Source organism: Plantactinospora sp. B5E13 (assembly GCF_039871775.1).
GTDB lineage: Bacteria > Actinomycetota > Actinomycetes > Mycobacteriales > Micromonosporaceae > Plantactinospora.
Genome location: NZ_JBDPLT010000009.1, coordinates 150,609 through 166,413, shown reverse-complemented (window position 1 = coordinate 166,413; position 15,805 = coordinate 150,609). Strand labels below are relative to the sequence as shown.

Genomic DNA, 15,805 nt, shown 5'->3' with positions numbered 1-15,805 from the left:
TCCTCGAGACAGCCGTGGCTGTGACCAGCGGGGAGTCTCGAGGCGCCGGCTGAATACCGGGTGAACAAAGATCAGGATGGTCGGAAACAGTCAGGCCCGGGGGCCTGAATCGGCCTCCGTCTCCGTCACCCGCCGTGGTCCGGGTCCCCGGCACGGCGTTGCCCGGCCAGGCGCTGCCCGACACACCTTTGCCGGACACGACGCTGCCCGGTCGGCTGCTCAGCAGTCACAACCGCAGCAGTCACAGTCGCAGTTACAGTTGCAGCCGTCGCACCGCCCGCACCAGCACCGGTCACTGCAGCCGCTGTTGTGGTGCTTGCTCCAGGAGGGCTGCCACAGTCCACAGGTGCAGGTCACCAGGGCGCAGGCACCACCGGTGACCAGCGGTGCCGAGCAGCCCTCCGGACGCCGACCCGGCGCCGGCTCGGCCGGATGACCGGTCGGATGGTCGGCCGGGTGGTGGCTGGGCTGGTCCGGCCCGGCGGGACGGACCACCGGCGCGTCCGGGCCGGCGGTGGGCGCCGTCGGACGAGGGTCGGCCGCGAGGGCGAAGGTCCGCTCGATGGCATGTCCCACCTCCCGGACCAGCAGGGCCTGGACCAGCGTCCGGTTCGGCAGCACTGCGTCGGCCAGGGCGAGTCGCAGACCATGGTGCGCGTCCTCGCAGAGCCGGCGGGCCTCCGCCAGGTCGGTCCCGGTCGCCCGGAGCGGGTTGAAGGCGTCCCTGGCCACGTCGTCGGCGTGGTCCTCGACCGCGTCCAGCAGGTGCGCGATCCGGCCGAAGTAACGTCCGGCCTCGGCCAGCGGGTCGGCGTTGCCGGGCAGGCCGGCCAGCACCGCGGTGTGCGCGAAGGCGGCGGCGACAGCGGTCTCGGCCGGCTCGGTGGCGGTCAGCACCGGTACGCCGGGTCGCAGTTCGCGCTCCAGGGTCGCCTGTCGGGCCACCGCCTCGACGAGGACGCCGGTGTCGAAGCCGACCTTCCCGGCGGTCCGCGCGCCGGCTCCCGCCCAGCCGTCGGCGAGCCGGTCGGCCACCGCCGCGAACGCGGGGACCCGGAGCGCGCCGTCCCGGTCACCGACGTGGTCACGGGTCTTGCCGGCGGCGAGCACCAGGGAGACCGCGGCGGCCAGCCGGGCGCCGGGATCGGTCGACGGAAGCACGTCGGCGGACCGGAAGCCACGCAGCGCGCACGGCGCCGCCCGCCGGTAGCCGACCGGCGTCGTGTGCTGGGCCTCCAGGAGTACGCTGACCAGCAGCCCGTCGTAGTTCGTGGTGAGCCGGGCCCGGTGTCCGTGCTCGTCGCGCAGGGTCAGACAGAGCCCACACAGGTGACCGAGCCAGGCGGCGTGCAGCTTGCCGCACATCCGGTGCTTACAGGGCCGGACGATGCCGAACACGGTTCCTCCCAAGATCATTAGCTGCTCAGGGGCGGAGCGTAGCGCCTTTCGTTGCCGGCCACCGCCCCGCGACGCCGAGGGGTCAGGACCCGGCCGCACCTCCGGTCCCGCCCGCGATCTGATATGGCCGTTTATCGCCGGTTATGGTGCTGAAACCGGTTATCGTCGGTGCTGTTGTCGTCGGCGGGCCGGTTGCCGCGCACTCCGACCGTTGACGGACCGGGGGAGGGCCGCTCATGCGGGAGATCGTCGGAGAGACGCTGGCCCGGCGTCTGGTCGACTGGGGTGTCGACACCGTCTTCGGCCTGCCGGGCGACGGCATCAACGGGTTGATGGAAGGCTTCCGGCGGCAGCGCGAGCGGCTGCGGTTCGTCCTGGTGCAACACGAGGAGGCGGCGGCCTTCATGGCCGCCGGGTACGCCAAGGGCACCGGCCGGCTCGGCGTCTGTGTCGCCACCTCCGGTCCCGGCGCGATCCACCTGCTCAACGGCCTGTACGACGCCAAACTCGACCATGCCCCGGTGCTGGCGATCACCGGAGAACCGGAGACCTCCGTACTCGGCTCGTACTACCAGCAGGAGGTACCGACCGGACCGCTCTACCGGGAGGTCGCCGCGTACCACCTGACGGTGACGAATCCGCAGCAGCTGCCCGGGGTGGTCGACATCGCGATCCGGAACGCGCTGGCCAACCGGACCGTGGCACACCTGAGTCTCCCCGCCGACATCCAGGTCGCCGCCGCCTCCGCCGACCCGTACCGGCACGTCAGCCCCGGAACACCGTCGGCGAGCAGCCCGAGTGTCTCCGCGCCGGTGCTGCCGGCGACGGAGGAGGAACTGGCCCGGGCCGCCGAGGTGCTCAACGCCGGGCACCGGGTCGCCATGCTGGTCGGGATCGGGGCGCGGGACGCCCGCGACGAGGTGCTGGCGGTCGCCGACACGCTCGGCGCGCCGATCGTCAAGACCCTGCCCGGCAAACAGGTCGTCCCCGACGACCACCCGCTCACCACCGGCGGCCTCGGGCTGCTCGGCACGAAGCCGAGCGAGCAGGTGATGGAGGAGTGCGACACCCTGCTGATGGTCGGCACCGCCTTTCCGTACGGGAAGTACCTGCCCGCGCCGGACCAGGCCCGGGTGGTGCAGGTCGACCACGATCCCAGCCGGATCGGGCTGCGGCTGCCGGTGGAGGTCGCGCTCGCCGCGGACGCCCGGCTGGCGCTGCGGGAGCTACGGCCGCTGCTGACCCGGCAGGCGGACCGCTCCTTCCTGATCCGACACCAGCAGGGCCGCGACGAGTGGCGGGCCGACCTACGGGCGCTGCGGGACGCCGGCCGGAGCCCGATCGCGCCGCAGTACCTGATCGGCTGCCTCGACGAACTCGCCGCCGACGACGCCATCCTCACCTGCGACTCGGGCACCGTCACCACCTGGTCGGCGCGGTACTGGACGATCCGGGGCCGGCGTGAGTACTACCTCTCCGGCAACCTGGCCTCGATGGCGTGCGGACTGCCGTACGCGATCGCGCTGCAGCACGCCTTCCCGGGCCGGCAGGTGATCGCCTACGTCGGTGACGGCGGCTTCGCGATGCTGATGGCCGAGTTCCTCACCGCCGTCCGGCACGAGTTGCCGGTCAAGGTGGTGGTGAACAACAACAACGCGTACGGGCAGATCCTCTGGGAGCAGATCATCCTCGGCTACCCCGAGTACGCCGTCCGGCATCGGCAGCCGGAGGCGGACTTCGCCAGCTGGGCGACCGGCTGCGGTGGGTACGGCGTCCGGGTCACCGACCCGGGACAGGTGTCGGAGGCGATCCGGGCGGCGTTGGCCCATCCGGGTCCGGCGCTGGTCGACTGCGTGGTCAACCCGAACGAGCCGCCGATGCCCGGCAAGATCCGCTACGAGCAGGCCAAGGCGTTCACCGAGTCGTTCCTGCGTGGGCAGCCGCACAAGGTGGCCACCCTGGCCACCGTCGCCCGCGACAAGATCAACCAGCTCCGTTCCTGACCCGGGCGTCTTGTCCCGCCGACGGCGAACGGCGTCTGTCGCCCACCGTTTATCGGCTTGCGCGGCCTGTCGTGCCCGCGCCATGATCTTCGCCATGTTCACGAGGAAGGGCGACTTCCGCCCGCAACGGTGAGGGCCGTGCCGCCGACCGACCGGTCGGCCGACCTCGGCTCCTTGCCCGGCCTGACGTCCGCGTCGGCGTTCCTGTGCCCGCCGCCCACCGCCGCCGGTCCAACCCACCGCTCACCGACCTCGTCGGCGCAGCCCGCCGGTTCGCCGGTCGGGTTCCGAAGGTTCGACCATCCTGGCCAGGCCCTCCGGTGGCGACGACCGACCGGTCCGGTCGCCTGCTGCGCGCCGGTTGTCGGGCGTGAACCGGCCGGCCCGGCCCGGCCGGCGGTCCGTCGCCCGACGACCGCAGTGCGGCAACCGTCGCATGGCCGCCAGCGGTCCCGACTCCGTCCCTGTCGCGCGCCCCACCACCCACAGCCTGGAGGTAACCCGATGAACGATGCCCTGGCCGAGGCCCGTGAGCTGATCGAGGCCGGTGATCCGGCGGCGGCGGCACGGCGGCTGCGCGCGATGGCGGACCCGGTGCCCCTCGGCGATCTGGCTCCGGTGGTCGAACGGCTCGCCCGGCTGGTCGGCCTGGACGACCTGGCCGGGGCCTCGGCCCGGCTGGCCGCCGACCCGGACCGGACCCGGACGCTGTACGACTTCGGGTACGCCTGCGTCGAACACGACCTGGCGTTCCTGGCGGTACCGGCGCTGACCGAGGCGCTACGCCGGGCACCCGACGCCGACGGCGTACTCGCCGAACTGGCCGTGGCGTTGGAGGAGGAGCAGCGGCACGCCGAGGCGGTGGCCGCGCTCGAACGACGCGGGGACAGCCTGCCCGCCTGGCCGCACCGTTACCTGCTGGTCTACAACGCGCTGATGGCCGGCGACCTGGAGCGGGCGGGACGGCATCTCGACCGGCTGCCCGCCCCGGAGGACGGAGACTGGCGGCCGGCCCACGAACGGGTGACCCGGATGGTGGCCCGGGCCGCCCTGCTCGTCGGGGAAGGCGCCCTCGACCGGCGGGACCTGCGGGGCTGGCACTTCGTCCTCACCGGCGGTGTGCTGGGCACCCTGTCGCCGTACGGCTTCGACGCGGGAATGACCGGGCGGTACGCGTACCAGCAGGACAGTTTCGACCTCTGCCGGCTCGGCCTGGACCGGCTGCGGCTGGTCCTGACGGCGACGGGCCGGCGGCCGGAGTCGTTGGCACTGCTGCCGGACCGGTCCAGCCGGATCCTGGGGCTGGCCGCGGCGGAACTGCTCGGACTGCCGGCCGTTCCGTTCGGCGCCGAGCGCCGGAACACCCTGGTGGTGGCGTACGACCTCACCGAGGTCGAGGACCGCGACGTGCTGGGCGCACTCCGGGAGCGCGCTGCGGGGGAGATCCTGTTCGAACACGGCACCTGCTGGACCAGCCCGCCACCGGTCTCCGCCGACGTCAGCACTCTGCTGGCACAGTTTCTCGTGGCGCCGTGGGGCGAGCGGCTGCGGCAGCGACCGGACGGCTCGGTGGGCCAGGAACCGGCCGACGACCGGTCGGTCGAGGAACTCGCCAGCGAGGTTGTCCGCGCCCAGGGCGAGCCGGACGCTGGTGACGGTGAGACGCCGCCGGACCCGGACGAGACACTTGCCCGCTTCGGGGCGACCGTCGTCGACGGGTGGCTGACCGGCCCCCGTGACCGGGTCCGGTCCTCCGGACCGGTGCCGAGTTCCCGGTTCAGCTGACCCCCGTGGTGTCAGGAAGGACCCCTTGCTGAGCAGCGGCTGCCGCCCGGCGACAGGAAGGGGTCCCTGCTCACAGCCGGAGGCTGTCGATCGCGGCCGTGACCAGTTCCTCGGGCGTCAGCGAGACGTCGAGGGTGACGATCCGTTCGTCGGGCTCGGGTCGCTCCAGGGTGGCGAGCTGGGAGTCGAGCAGGCTCGCCGGCATGTAGTGGCCGGTGCGTCGGGCCATCCGGGCCCGGATCACCTCGGCGGATCCGTCGAGCAGGACGAAGTCGAGGCTCGGCGGGCCCTGGCGGAGCACGTCCCGGTAGGAGCGTCGCAGCGCGGAGCAGGCGAGCACCGTCGAGGTTCCCTCGGCGGCCCGGGCCGCCATCCAGGTGGCCAGTTGGCGCAGCCAGGGCCAGCGGTGTTCGTCGCCGAGCGGTACGCCGGCCCGCATCAGCGCCACGTTCGCCGGTGGGTGGAAGTCGTCGGCCTCGACGAAGGCGAGTCCGGTGGCGGCGGCGATTCCCCTGGCCACGGTGGTCTTGCCCGACCCGGACACCCCCATCACGACGATGTGCCGGGTCGGGCGGACCAGACCTGGGACGGACCGGCCGTCACCAGTCATGGACGGTCCCGTCCTTGAGGCGGTTGAACGGCAGGTACGCCGGCACGTACGGGAACCGGGCGGCGGCCTCCTCGTCGAGTTCGACGCCGAGTCCGGGCTGTTCGCCCGGGTGCAGGTAGCCGTCGGTGAAGGTGAACGACTGCCGGAACACCTCGTCGGTCAGCGGCCCGTGCTGCATGTACTCCTGGATCCCGAAGTTGTGGATCGCCAGGTCGAGGTGGAGTGCGGCGGCCATCCCGACCGGGGAGATGTCGGTCGGGCCGTGGATGCCGGACTTGATCTGGTACTGCGCGGCGTAGTCGAGGAGCTTGCGCATGGCGGTGATGCCGCCGGTGTGGGTGACCGCCGAACGGACGTAGTCGATCAACTGGTCCCGGATCAGCGTCTGGTAGTCCCAGACCGTGTTGAAGACCTCGCCGATGGCCAGCGGGGTGGTGGTGTGCTGCCGGACCAGCCGCAGCGCCTCCTGGTTCTCCGCCGGGGTGCAGTCCTCGAGCCAGAACAGGTCGTACGGCTCCAGCGCCTTGCCGAGCTTGGCGGCCTGGATCGGGGTCAGCCGGTGGTGCGCGTCGTGCAGCAGCGGCAGTTCGGGACCGAACTCGTTGCGGACCGCCTCGAAGACCCCGGGCAGGTGCCGCAGGTAGGCGCGGCTGTCCCAGTCCTCCTCGGCGGGCAGCGGGATGCGTTGCGCCGGCTCGTAGTCGTACCGCTTGCCGTCGATGCTGGGCTGGGTGGCGACCCCGTAGACGGCGTTGATCCCGGGCACCGAGGTCTGCACCCGGATCGACCGGAAGCCGAGTTCCAGGTGGTGCCGGATCGAGTCGAACAGTTCCGGCAGGTCCCGGCCGGAGGCGTGGCCGTACGCCATAATGCCGGTCCGGGATGCCCCGCCGAGCAGTTGGTACAGCGGCATGCCGGCGGCCTTCGCCAGGATGTCCCAGAGCGCGACGTCCACCGCCGCGATCGCCGCCATGGTGACCGGGCCGCGCCGCCAGTACGCGGACCGGTAGAGGAACTGCCAGGTGTCCTCGATCCGGTGCGGGTCCCGGCCGATCAGCAGCGGTACGACATGGTCGGTGAGGTACGAGGCGACGGAGAGTTCGCGCCCGTTCAGGGTGCCGTCGCCCAGGCCGGTGATCCCCTCGTCGGTGGTGATCTTGAGGGTGACGAAGTTGCGGTCCGGACTGGTCACGATGACGTCCGCGGCGACGATCTTCACGGCGTGCCTTTCTCGGTGGGTCGGTCAGAGAATTGTCGGAGGTCGGCCGGTCCGCGCCGGCACCGGGTGGCCGGTCGGTGGGTTGGCCGCTCGGTGCGGGGTGCGGTTCACCACTCCGCGAACGAGCCGTCGGGGTGTCGCCAGACCGGGCCCCGCCAGCTGTGTCCGCGCTTGTCCGCCAGCCGTACGGCGTTCTCGTCGACCTCGATGCCGAGGCCGGGGCCGGTGAGTCGCAGGATGTGCCCGTCGACGAAGGCCAGCGGGGTGGTGTCCAGCACGTAGTCGAGCACCTCGGCACCCCGGTTGTAGTGGATGCCGATGCTCTGCTCCTGGATCAGGTGGTTGGGGGTGGCGAACGCGACCTGCAGGCAGGCGGCGAGCGCGATCGGCCCCAACGGACAGTGCGGTGCCAGCTGTACGTCGTACGTCTCGGCCAGCGCGGCGATCTTGCGGACCTCGGTGATCCCGCCGGCGTGCGACAGGTCGGGCTGGGCGACCGCGATCCCGGCCTGCAGCACCGGTAGGAACTCCTGCCGGCTGTAGAGCCGTTCCCCGGTGGCCACCGGGGTGCTGGTGCTTCGGACGAACTCGCCGATCAGGTGCGAGTTCTCCGGCACCACCGGCTCCTCCAGGAAGAGCGGCCGGTACGGCTCCAGCAGCGGTGCGACCCGGCGCGCGTTGGCCAGGGTGAACCGGCCGTGGAAGTCGACCGCGACGTCGCGGTGTTCGCCGAGCACCTCACGGGCGGCGGCGACCCGCCGCACGACACCGTCGAGTTCGGCGACCGAGGCGATCGGGTTCATCCGGCCGGAGGCGTTCATCTTGACCGCGGTGAGTCCGGCCGCGACCTGTTCGGCGACGTGGTCGGCGACCTCGGCCGGTTCGTCGCCGCCGACCCAGCCGTAGATCCGGATCCGGTCCCGGACCGGGCCGCCGAGCAGTTGGTGCACCGGGGCGCCGAGGTGCCGGCCGGCGATGTCCCAGAGTGCCTGGTCGAGCCCGGAGACGGCGCTGGCCAGGATCGGCCCACCCCGGTAGAACGACCCCTTGGTGAGCACCTGCCAGTGGTCCTCGATGCGCAGCGCGTCCCGGCCGACCAGCAGTTCGCTGAGCTGTTCGACGGCGGTGCGGACGGTTTCGGAGCGGCCCTCGCAGGTCGCCTCGCCCCAGCCGACGAGCCCGCTGTCGGTCTCGACCCGGACGAACAGCCACCGTGGTGGGACGAGGAAGGTCTCGACCCGGACGATCTTTGTCATGCTCTGTTTCGACCTCAGCCCTTGGTAGCACCGGCGGTCAGGCCGGAGACGACGTACTTCTGCACGAACAGCGCGATCAGCATGATCGGCAGGGTGACCACGGTGGACGCGGCCATCAGGCCGCCCCAGTCGATGCTGGCGTAACCGACGAAGTCGAAGATCGCCACCGGCAGGGTCTTGGTGTCGGCGCCGGAGAGCACCAGGGCGAACATGAAGTTGTTCCAGGAGAAGATGAAGGAGAGGATGCCGGCGGTGGCGATGCCGGGCGCGGAGAGCGGCAGGGTGATCCGGCGGAACGCCCCGATCGGGGTCAGGCCGTCGACCTGTGCCGACTCCTCAAGTTCCGTCGGCAGGCCGTCGAAGAAGCCCATCATGATGTAGACGATCAAGGGCAGCGACACGAACATGTGGCTGAGGATCAGGACGGTGAAGCCGCCGACCAGCCGCAGGTTGCTGAAGACGTAGTACCAGGGCACCAGCAGGCTGACGCCGGGGATGACCCGGGCCATCAGCACCACCAGCGCCGACCGGCGCATGGTGAACCGGCTCATCGAGTACGCCGCCGGCACGCCGAGCAGCAGCGACAGCGCGGTGGCGGCGAACGCCACCCAGAGGCTGTTGCCGATGAACTGGAGGTAGTTCGCCTGCTGCAGCACCTTCGTGTAGTTGTCGAAGGTGGGGGAGAAGACCAGGGCCTTGCCGGAGTCGTAGATGTCGACGTTGGTCTTGAACGAGGCGCCGACCATCCAGAGCAGCGGGGCCAGCAACGCGACCACCACGACCGCGAGCGCGACCGCCCGGAAGATCTTGTACGCGCGACCCATCACCGCTCACCCTTCTTCTTGGTACGGGAGGTCAGCAGCCACATCGAGCCGATGATGATCAGGAAGAAGATGATCAGAACGGTGGAGGAGATGCCGTACTCGTTGTAGTCGAAGCTCAGCCCGTAGGCGTACACGTTCAGGGTCTCGACCTCGTGGAACGACCCACCGCCACGACCCTTGGTGGCGTAGAGGATGTCGAAGGTCTTCAGCGCGTCGATGCCGCGCAGCAGGATCGCCACCACCACGGTCGGCATCAGCAGTGGCAGGGTGACGTGCCGGAACCGCTGCCAGGCGTTGGCGCCGTCGACCCGGGCCGCCTCGTCCGGCTCGTTCGACAGCGAGGTGAGCCCGGCGAGCAGGATCAGGACCACCATCGGGGTCCACTGCCAGACGTCGATGAAGATGGTCGTCGGCAGCGCGCTGTGCTGGCCGGCCAGCCAGGGCTGCGGGCCGATGCCGATCCAGCCGAGCAGCTGGTTGGCCATCCCGATGTTCGGGTCGAAGATGAGCCGCCACATCATGCCGACCGCGACCGGGGTGGCGACCAGCGGCATCAGGATCGCCACCCGTACCCACCGCTCGCCCCTGAACGGGCGCCACAGCAGCAGGGCGACGGCCATGCCGATGACCACCTCGAAGAACAGTGCGACGCCGGTGAAGCCGATGGTCCGGGCGACCGCCGGCCAGAACCGGTCGGTGTCGGTCAGCACCTCCAGGTAGTTCTGGAAGCCGACAAACTCGGACTCGGCCCGGACCGAGCCCTCGGCGTCGGTCAGGCTGAGATAGAGGGTCCAGGCCAGCGGAAAGATGATCAGCGCCCCGACGAACGCCATGGCCGGCGCGGCGAAGAGCCACTTGCGGTGGTTGTTCGCCCAGCGGGCCCAGCCGGGCGTGTCGTCGAGGGTCGGGGCGGAGGGGTTGACTGCCATGGGAACTCCGGATTCGGGGCCAGGAGAGGGGGCCGTGGGCCGCGTGCCGCGAGCAGGACGGTGGGCGCGAGGGGGCACCGGGTAGGCGGCGCCGGGGTGACGCGCACACCGCGTCACCCCGGCCGGCGGCCTACTTCTCGTCGTCCAGCAGCTTCTGGAACGCCTGGTTGGCGGCCTCCGCCGAGGCGGCGACGTCCTTGCCGGTGATGGCGTCCACGATCGGCTGGCCGACCAGCTCGCGGGACTCGGCCACCTTGACCACCAGCGGGCGGTCGTGCCCGACGCCGTTGGCGGTGCTGACCGCGATCGCGTCCGCCAGGTCCTTCGGGTACGTCGCGATGCCCTCCGGGTTCGCCCAGACCGAGCCACGCGCCCCCGGCACGCCCGCCTTCTGCTGGGCCAGTGCCTGCTCCTTGCCGGCCGCCCACTCGATGAACTTCCAGGAGTTCGCCTGGTTCTCCGACGCGTCGTTCACGCCGAGCGCCCAGGACGGGATGTTGTACGGCTTCGAGCCGGCCGGTCCGGCCGGGAAGGGGGCGAAACCGACGGTGTCGGAGACCTTCGACTTGGCCGGGTCGGTGGCGTTCTTGTAGAGCGAGTTCGCCTCGGTGTAGAAGGCTGCCTTGCCCTGGGTGAAGATGGCCATCGCCTCGGACCAGCTCATGTCGGTGCTGATGTTCGCCGGGCCGTGCTCGCGCAGCAGCCCGCCGTAGAAGGCGTACGCCTGCTTGGCCTGCTCGGTGTTGACCGAGGCCTTGCCGCTGGCGTCGACGAAGTCGCCGCCGAAGCTGAACAGGAAGCTGGAGAACTGGGTGACGGCGGCGGCCTTGCCGGTCCGGGCCACGAAGCCGGCGGTGCCCGGGTTCTCCGCCTCGATCTTGGCCGCCGCCGCCTTCAGCTCGTCGAGGGTCTTCGGCGGTGCGCTGTAGCCGGCCTTCTGCAGCAGGTCCTTGCGGTAGTAGAGGACCTCCTGCTCGGTGATGATCGGGATACCGACCACCTTGTTCTCGTAGGTGGTGGCCTGCAGCGGGCCGCTCTGGAAGTCGTCGAGGGCGAAGTCCGCGCTGCCTCTGGCCTTGTCGGTCAGGTCGGCCAGGTAGCGGTTCTTGGCGAAGAGCTTCCCCTCCTGCAGCGGGCGGTACATCATCACGTCGATGTCGCTCGAGCCGGCGTTGAGCTTGACGTTGTACTGGTCGGAGAGCTGGTCCTCGCCCAGTTGGGTGACCTCGACCTTGAGTCCGGTCCGCTGCTCGAACTCCGGCAGCGCCTGCTTGATGTTCTCGGTCCAGACGTGGTTGACGAGGGTGACCCGCAGGGTGTTCGAGTCTCCGCCGTCGTCTCCGCCGCCGCAGGCGGACAGGCCGAGGGCAGCCACCACGGCCAGTGAGGTTCCGAATATCGATCGACGCAACACGTCCATCTTCCCTTCACTCGCGAACGACCCGCCGTTGGGCCGCCGCCGCGGATGCCCTACATCCGCTTAGTGCCGGATGCTAAGTCCATAAACCATACGTATGCAATAGCAGAGCCAGCACTGATAAGCTTTGTTGATGGTCCCGCCGTCTTCTGAGGACACCTCCGTCCGTCTGGACGCCGCACCTCCCCGGCTCGCCGGACTCGTCGAGTCAGGGCTGCACGCCCGCCTGCTCGACCAGCTCGGTACGGCTGTCTGCGGTGGTCGGCTCGCGCCGGGGTCCGTGCTCTACATCGACGACCTCGTCGAGCAGTACGCGGTCTCCCGCTCGGTCGTCCGGGAGGTTCTGCGGGTGCTCGCCTCGATGGGCCTCGTCGAGTCCCGCCGCCGGGTCGGCACCCTGATCCGCGCCGCCAGCGACTGGAACGTCTTCGACCCGCAGGTGATCCGTTGGCGGCTCGCCTCCGCCGGGCGGCTCGCCCAACTGCGCTCCATCACCGAGCTCCGGGCCGCCGTCGAGCCCCAGGCCGCCTCGCTGGCCGCCGCTCGGGCCACCCCGGACCAGGCCAGTGACCTGGTCGGACTCGCCGCGAAGTTGTGGGCGGCGGGCACCGCCGGCAACGAGGCCGAGTTCCTCCGCCTCGACATCGAGTTCCATCGCCTGGTCCTGGTCGGCTCGGACAACGAGATGTTCGTCAAGCTGCACGAACTGGTCGCCGAGGTTCTCGCCGGCCGCTACCACTACGACCTGATGCCGCACTTCCCCCACGAGGAGGCGCTGCAGCTGCACGCCGAGGTGGCCCAGGCGGTCCAGCGGCGGGACGGCGAACGTGCCAGGACCGCGATGGTCCAGATCATGGAACAGGCGATGACGGAGATGAGCACCCTCTGGGCGCGTACCGGTGCGGCGCCAATCCCCGCCGACCCCGGTCTCCGCTGATCCCGGTGCCACGGGGTCGGCGCCCACCGGGACGACCCCGGTGGGCGCCGGCGGACCAACACCGGTCCCGGTCGGGTCACCGTGCCTGTGGCGTACCCGGCGGGGTGGAGTCCGAACGGACGGACCGGGCTCTGCGGTACAGCACCCGGACCAGGCCGGCGGCGGAGATGAGGGCCCAACTCCCCTCCAGGAGGAGGAAGCCCCACGACCGGTCCGCCAGCGCGATCACGGCGAGCACCGCCGAGCCGACGAGGTTGAGCGTCAGATAGCCGAGGGAATCCGGGGAGAGCCGGGAGGTCTGGGCGGCGGCGAAGGCCGACAGGATCAGCAGGGAACCGATGATCTCGATCAGATCGACAGCAGTCATGGGTTTCTGCGCGCCGTCTTTGCTGGGCCGGGTACGGCTGCGCGCTCGTCCGGGGCGGACACGTTCCGGTACCGCCTGGTGATCGAGACTACCTCGGTGGACCCGTCCGGGCCACCGGCCGGGTTCACCGAGGGGTGGTTGCGGGTCGGCGGACCCGGACCGGCGCCGGCTGGCCGACGGGTGGTTCGATGCAGGCCGGAACCGGGCGAGGAAGGGACGGGCGGGGATGGCCGGCTACGAACGGAACGGACGTGCGGGCGGTGGACGGATCCGCTGGTCCGAGCCGGTACGCCGGGTGCTCACCCGGATGTTCCAGGTCGACGACACCCCGGCGGACCCGTCCGCGGCGGGTGGGCCGGAGGCCGACCGGATCGTCGACTGCGCGACGTACCTGGAGGGTCGTCGGCTGCCGGGACGACCCGACTACCGGGCGGCGCTGGCTGCGGCCCGGCGCGGCCGGGGCTTCGTCTGGCTCGGGCTGCACGAGCCCACCGAGGCGGACTTCGCCCCGATCGCCCGCGCCTTCGGCCTGGACGACCTGGTCGCCCGGCACGCGGTCAACCGCGACCACCGGCCGGCGGTGGAACGGTACGACCAGGTGACCGTGCTGGTGCTGCGGACCACCCGGTACGTGGAGCACTCGGAGCTGACCGAGACCTCCGAGGTGGTGGAGACCGGGGTGGTCACCGTTTTTGTCGGGCCGGCGTTCGTGATCACCGTCCGGCACGGCGCACCGGGCGCGTTGCGGCCGGTCCGGGCCGACCTGGAGTCCCGACCGGCGCTGCTCGCGCTCGGCCCGTGGGCCGTCGGCTACGCGGTCTGCGACCGGCTGACCAGCTCGTACGTCGAGGTCGCCGCCGCCGTGGAGGCCGACATCGACGCGGTCGAGGAGCAGGTCTTCGCCGGGCGGCGCCAGGACCAGAGTGCGCACATCTACCAGCTCAAGCGGGAGCTGATGGAGTTCAAGCGGGCCGTCGCCCCGTTGCAGCGCCCGCTCGCCGCGCTGCTCGACGACCGGGTGCTGCCCCGACCGGTGATCCGGTACTTCCGGGACGTCAACGGCGCGCTGCTGCGTACGGTGGAACGGGTGGCCGCCTACGACGACCTGCTCAACTCGATCCTGCAGGCCCGGCTCGCCCAGGTCAGCGTGGAGCAGAACAACGACATGCGCAAGATCGCGGCGTGGGCGGCGATCTTCGCGGTGCAGACCTTCATCGCCGGCCTCTACGGGATGAACTTCGAGGTCATCCCCGGCTCGGAGCTGCCGTACGGCTTCTTCGCGGTGCTGCTGGTGATGGCGGTCGGCACGGTGCTGATGTACCGCGGTTTCCGCCGGAACAACTGGCTGTGAGGCCGGCACGGGCGGCGGCGGTCCGGGGGGCGGCGGTTTGGTCGACGGTCAGAGCCAGTTGCGGCGTTTGAAGATCAGATAGAGCGTGGTGCAGACCACCAGCATCAGGAACAGCGCGTACGGGTAGCCGAAGACCCAGTGCAGTTCGGGGATGTGGTCGAAGTTCATCCCGTACACGGTGCCGATCAGGGTCGGGGCGAACAGGATCGCCGCCCACGAGGAGATCCGTTTGATCTCCTCGTTCTGCGCGTAGCTCGCCTGGGTGAGGTTCTTGACCTCCTCGTTCTGCGCCTGCGAGACCAGCGTGGCGTTGAGGGTCAGGATGTCGGCCAGGATCTGCCGGAACTCGTACACCCGCTCCGAGGCGGTGGTGGCGTGGTCGGCCACGTCGGCGAGATAACGACGCAGCTCCTCGTCGGTCGCGTACTTCTCGAACCCCGCCTCCAGCCCGCGCAGGATGTCGAGCAGCGGACGGGTCGCCCGCTGGAACTCGATGACCTCCCGGGACAGCTCGTAGATCCGCCGGGTCACCCGGGGGTCGCCGCCGAACACCTCCGTCTCGATCTCGTCGATGTCGTTCTGCAGCCCGCCGACCACCGGGGCGTAGCCGTCGACGACGCTGTCCAGGATCGCGTACAGCACCGCCTCCGGGCCACGTCGGAGCAGGTCGGGGTCGTTCTCCATCCGGCGGCGGACCGCGGTCAGGTCGGGAGCCTGCCCGTGCCGTACGGTCAGCACGAAGTTGGCGCCGACGAAGACGTGCACCTCGCCGAAGTCGACCTCCTCGGCCTCGTCGAGGTACCGGGCGGCCCGGAGCACCACGAAGAGGGTGTCGCCGTACCGCTCCAGCTTCGGGCGCTGGTGCGCGACGATGGCGTCCTCGACCGCGAGCTCGTGCAGGCCGAACTCCTCCGCGACGGCGAGCAGTTGGCGCTCGGTCGGCCGGTACAGCCCGATCCAGGCCATCGTGCCCGGCTGTTCCCGCAGCCGGCGGCAGGTCTCCGACAGACTGGCCGGCCCGTCGATCCGCTGCCCGTCCCGGTAGAGCGCCGAGGTGACGACGCTCTCCTCGGCCGGCGGGGCCTGCTCGGCTCCCCGGGGGTCCATCGAGAGTTCCGGTGGCGACTGCGGGTACCGGTCCTGGGAGCGGCGCAGGGCGCGCTTCGCCGGACGGAGGGCCCGCGAACGCCAGTCGGACATGCAAAGCCTCCACAACGAGACGCCGGTCGACGTGTGCGGCGATCCCTGGAAGGGCTGGTCCAACACGGTCGGCCGACGGCCGTACCGGGCCGCCAGCCCACCTCACCTCCACCCGGTGCCGAGCACGGAAACGGAATCCGGCCGGCCGGCACCGGGTAGGTGACCACCTCCTTCACGTTAGGCCGGTCAACGACCGTTCGCACCCCGAGTCACGGACAACGCCGGGGCCGGTCAGCCGCCGGCCACCGAGGGGATCACCTGGACCTCGGCGTTCTCGCCGACCGGCGCGTCGAGGCCACCGACGTGTCGGCAGTCCTCACCGTCGACGTACACGTTGACGTACCGGCGCAGCGCGCCCTGCTCGTCGCGGAGCCGTCGGGTCAGACGCGGCCAGTGCTCCGCCATCTCGTCGAGGACGGCGCGGAGCGTGCCGGCGGCGGTGATCGTCAACTGGCTCTCGCCGGCGACCTCACCACGCAGCGCGGCCGGCACGAGTACGGTCACCATCG

Annotated in this window: 14 protein-coding genes and 1 riboswitch; of the genes, 4 read left to right on the top strand and 10 right to left on the bottom strand. The window is 70.9% G+C overall.

The genetic code is table 11. From position 1 onward, the window contains the following. Nucleotides 1–219: 219 nt before the first annotated feature. A complete protein-coding gene (locus tag ABGB05_RS11340) occupies nt 220–1,398 on the bottom strand; it encodes a DUF5685 family protein (protein ID WP_347653202.1) in 1,179 nt (392 codons plus the stop codon). Nucleotides 1,399–1,634: 236 nt separating this feature from the next. Here ABGB05_RS11340 and ABGB05_RS11335 point away from each other — a divergent pair, with 236 nt between their 5' ends. Together ABGB05_RS11335 and ABGB05_RS11330 are read left to right on the top strand one after the other, a co-directional pair. Next, nucleotides 1,635–3,401, top strand: coding sequence for a thiamine pyrophosphate-dependent enzyme (locus ABGB05_RS11335; RefSeq protein ID WP_347653201.1), 1,767 nt, complete (start codon nt 1,635–1,637; stop codon nt 3,399–3,401). 504 nt (nt 3,402–3,905) lie between these two features. Beyond that, complete coding sequence (locus ABGB05_RS11330) at nt 3,906–5,186, top strand: hypothetical protein (protein ID WP_347653200.1); 1,281 nt, start codon at nt 3,906–3,908, stop codon at nt 5,184–5,186. A gap of 70 nt (nt 5,187–5,256) precedes the next feature. Here ABGB05_RS11330 and ABGB05_RS11325 read toward each other — a convergent pair whose 3' ends face one another. From ABGB05_RS11325 to ABGB05_RS11300, 6 genes are all read right to left on the bottom strand, one after another. Continuing rightward, nucleotides 5,257–5,796: a gluconokinase gene (locus ABGB05_RS11325; RefSeq protein ID WP_347653199.1), complete on the bottom strand. Its 540-nt coding sequence runs from the start codon at nt 5,794–5,796 to the stop codon at nt 5,257–5,259. Beyond that, on the bottom strand, nt 5,786–7,015 hold the full coding sequence (manD, locus tag ABGB05_RS11320) for a D-mannonate dehydratase ManD (protein ID WP_347653198.1): 1,230 nt from the start codon (nt 7,013–7,015) through the stop codon (nt 5,786–5,788). Before manD ends, ABGB05_RS11325 begins: the two co-directional genes overlap by 11 nt. A 107-nt stretch (nt 7,016–7,122) precedes the next feature. After that, nucleotides 7,123–8,271 (bottom strand): galactonate dehydratase, encoded by a 1,149-nt coding sequence (gene dgoD, locus ABGB05_RS11315; RefSeq protein ID WP_347653197.1) that lies wholly within the window; start codon nt 8,269–8,271, stop codon nt 7,123–7,125. Between the two features lie 14 nt (nt 8,272–8,285). Continuing rightward, nucleotides 8,286–9,095 (bottom strand): carbohydrate ABC transporter permease, encoded by an 810-nt coding sequence (locus tag ABGB05_RS11310; protein ID WP_347653196.1) that lies wholly within the window; start codon nt 9,093–9,095, stop codon nt 8,286–8,288. Continuing rightward, nucleotides 9,095–10,024, bottom strand: a complete 930-nt coding sequence (locus ABGB05_RS11305) for a sugar ABC transporter permease (RefSeq protein ID WP_347653195.1) — start codon at nt 10,022–10,024, stop codon at nt 9,095–9,097. Before ABGB05_RS11305 ends, ABGB05_RS11310 begins: the two co-directional genes overlap by 1 nt. Before the next feature lie 130 nt (nt 10,025–10,154). Then, nucleotides 10,155–11,399: a sugar ABC transporter substrate-binding protein gene (locus tag ABGB05_RS11300; protein WP_347653194.1), complete on the bottom strand. Its 1,245-nt coding sequence runs from the start codon at nt 11,397–11,399 to the stop codon at nt 10,155–10,157. 175 nt (nt 11,400–11,574) lie between these two features. On the opposite strand from ABGB05_RS11300, the gene ABGB05_RS11295 reads away from it, so the two are divergent. Further along, nucleotides 11,575–12,378: an FCD domain-containing protein gene (locus ABGB05_RS11295; protein ID WP_347653193.1), complete on the top strand. Its 804-nt coding sequence runs from the start codon at nt 11,575–11,577 to the stop codon at nt 12,376–12,378. Nucleotides 12,379–12,454: 76 nt separating this feature from the next. On the opposite strand, the gene ABGB05_RS11290 is transcribed toward ABGB05_RS11295, so the two are convergent. Next, complete coding sequence (locus ABGB05_RS11290; RefSeq protein ID WP_347653192.1) at nt 12,455–12,745, bottom strand: hypothetical protein; 291 nt, start codon at nt 12,743–12,745, stop codon at nt 12,455–12,457. A gap of 7 nt (nt 12,746–12,752) precedes the next feature. Then, nucleotides 12,753–12,818, bottom strand: a riboswitch (guanidine-III (ykkC-III) riboswitch). A 153-nt stretch (nt 12,819–12,971) separates the two neighbouring features. Between ABGB05_RS11290 and ABGB05_RS11285 the strand changes: the two genes are divergently transcribed. Next, nucleotides 12,972–14,096 (top strand): magnesium and cobalt transport protein CorA, encoded by a 1,125-nt coding sequence (locus tag ABGB05_RS11285; protein ID WP_347653191.1) that lies wholly within the window; start codon nt 12,972–12,974, stop codon nt 14,094–14,096. Between the two features lie 48 nt (nt 14,097–14,144). On the opposite strand, the gene ABGB05_RS11280 is transcribed toward ABGB05_RS11285, so the two are convergent. Together ABGB05_RS11280 and ABGB05_RS11275 are read right to left on the bottom strand one after the other, a co-directional pair. Further along, entirely contained in the window at nt 14,145–15,296 is a 1,152-nt protein-coding gene (locus ABGB05_RS11280) for a magnesium and cobalt transport protein CorA (protein ID WP_347653190.1), read from the bottom strand. A 231-nt stretch (nt 15,297–15,527) separates the two neighbouring features. Next, entirely contained in the window at nt 15,528–15,803 is a 276-nt protein-coding gene (locus ABGB05_RS11275) for a ubiquitin-like small modifier protein 1 (protein ID WP_347653189.1), read from the bottom strand. Between the last annotated feature and the right edge of the window lie 2 nt (nt 15,804–15,805).

What these genes read in the sequence shown, in the direction of transcription:
- ABGB05_RS11335 (WP_347653201.1), top strand. Translation starts at nt 1,635, where the DNA reads ATGCGGGAGATCGTCGGAGAGACGCTGGCCCGGCGTCTGGTCGACTGG.
- ABGB05_RS11330 (WP_347653200.1), top strand. Translation starts at nt 3,906, where the DNA reads ATGAACGATGCCCTGGCCGAGGCCCGTGAGCTGATCGAGGCCGGTGAT.
- ABGB05_RS11325 (WP_347653199.1), bottom strand. Translation starts at nt 5,796, where the DNA reads ATGACTGGTGACGGCCGGTCCGTCCCAGGTCTGGTCCGCCCGACCCGG.
- dgoD (WP_347653197.1), bottom strand. Translation starts at nt 8,271, where the DNA reads ATGACAAAGATCGTCCGGGTCGAGACCTTCCTCGTCCCACCACGGTGG.
- ABGB05_RS11310 (WP_347653196.1), bottom strand. Translation starts at nt 9,095, where the DNA reads ATGGGTCGCGCGTACAAGATCTTCCGGGCGGTCGCGCTCGCGGTCGTG.
- ABGB05_RS11305 (WP_347653195.1), bottom strand. Translation starts at nt 10,024, where the DNA reads ATGGCAGTCAACCCCTCCGCCCCGACCCTCGACGACACGCCCGGCTGG.
- ABGB05_RS11295 (WP_347653193.1), top strand. Translation starts at nt 11,575, where the DNA reads ATGGTCCCGCCGTCTTCTGAGGACACCTCCGTCCGTCTGGACGCCGCA.
- ABGB05_RS11290 (WP_347653192.1), bottom strand. Translation starts at nt 12,745, where the DNA reads ATGACTGCTGTCGATCTGATCGAGATCATCGGTTCCCTGCTGATCCTG.
- ABGB05_RS11285 (WP_347653191.1), top strand. Translation starts at nt 12,972, where the DNA reads ATGGCCGGCTACGAACGGAACGGACGTGCGGGCGGTGGACGGATCCGC.
- ABGB05_RS11280 (WP_347653190.1), bottom strand. Translation starts at nt 15,296, where the DNA reads ATGTCCGACTGGCGTTCGCGGGCCCTCCGTCCGGCGAAGCGCGCCCTG.
- ABGB05_RS11275 (WP_347653189.1), bottom strand. Translation starts at nt 15,803, where the DNA reads ATGGTGACCGTACTCGTGCCGGCCGCGCTGCGTGGTGAGGTCGCCGGC.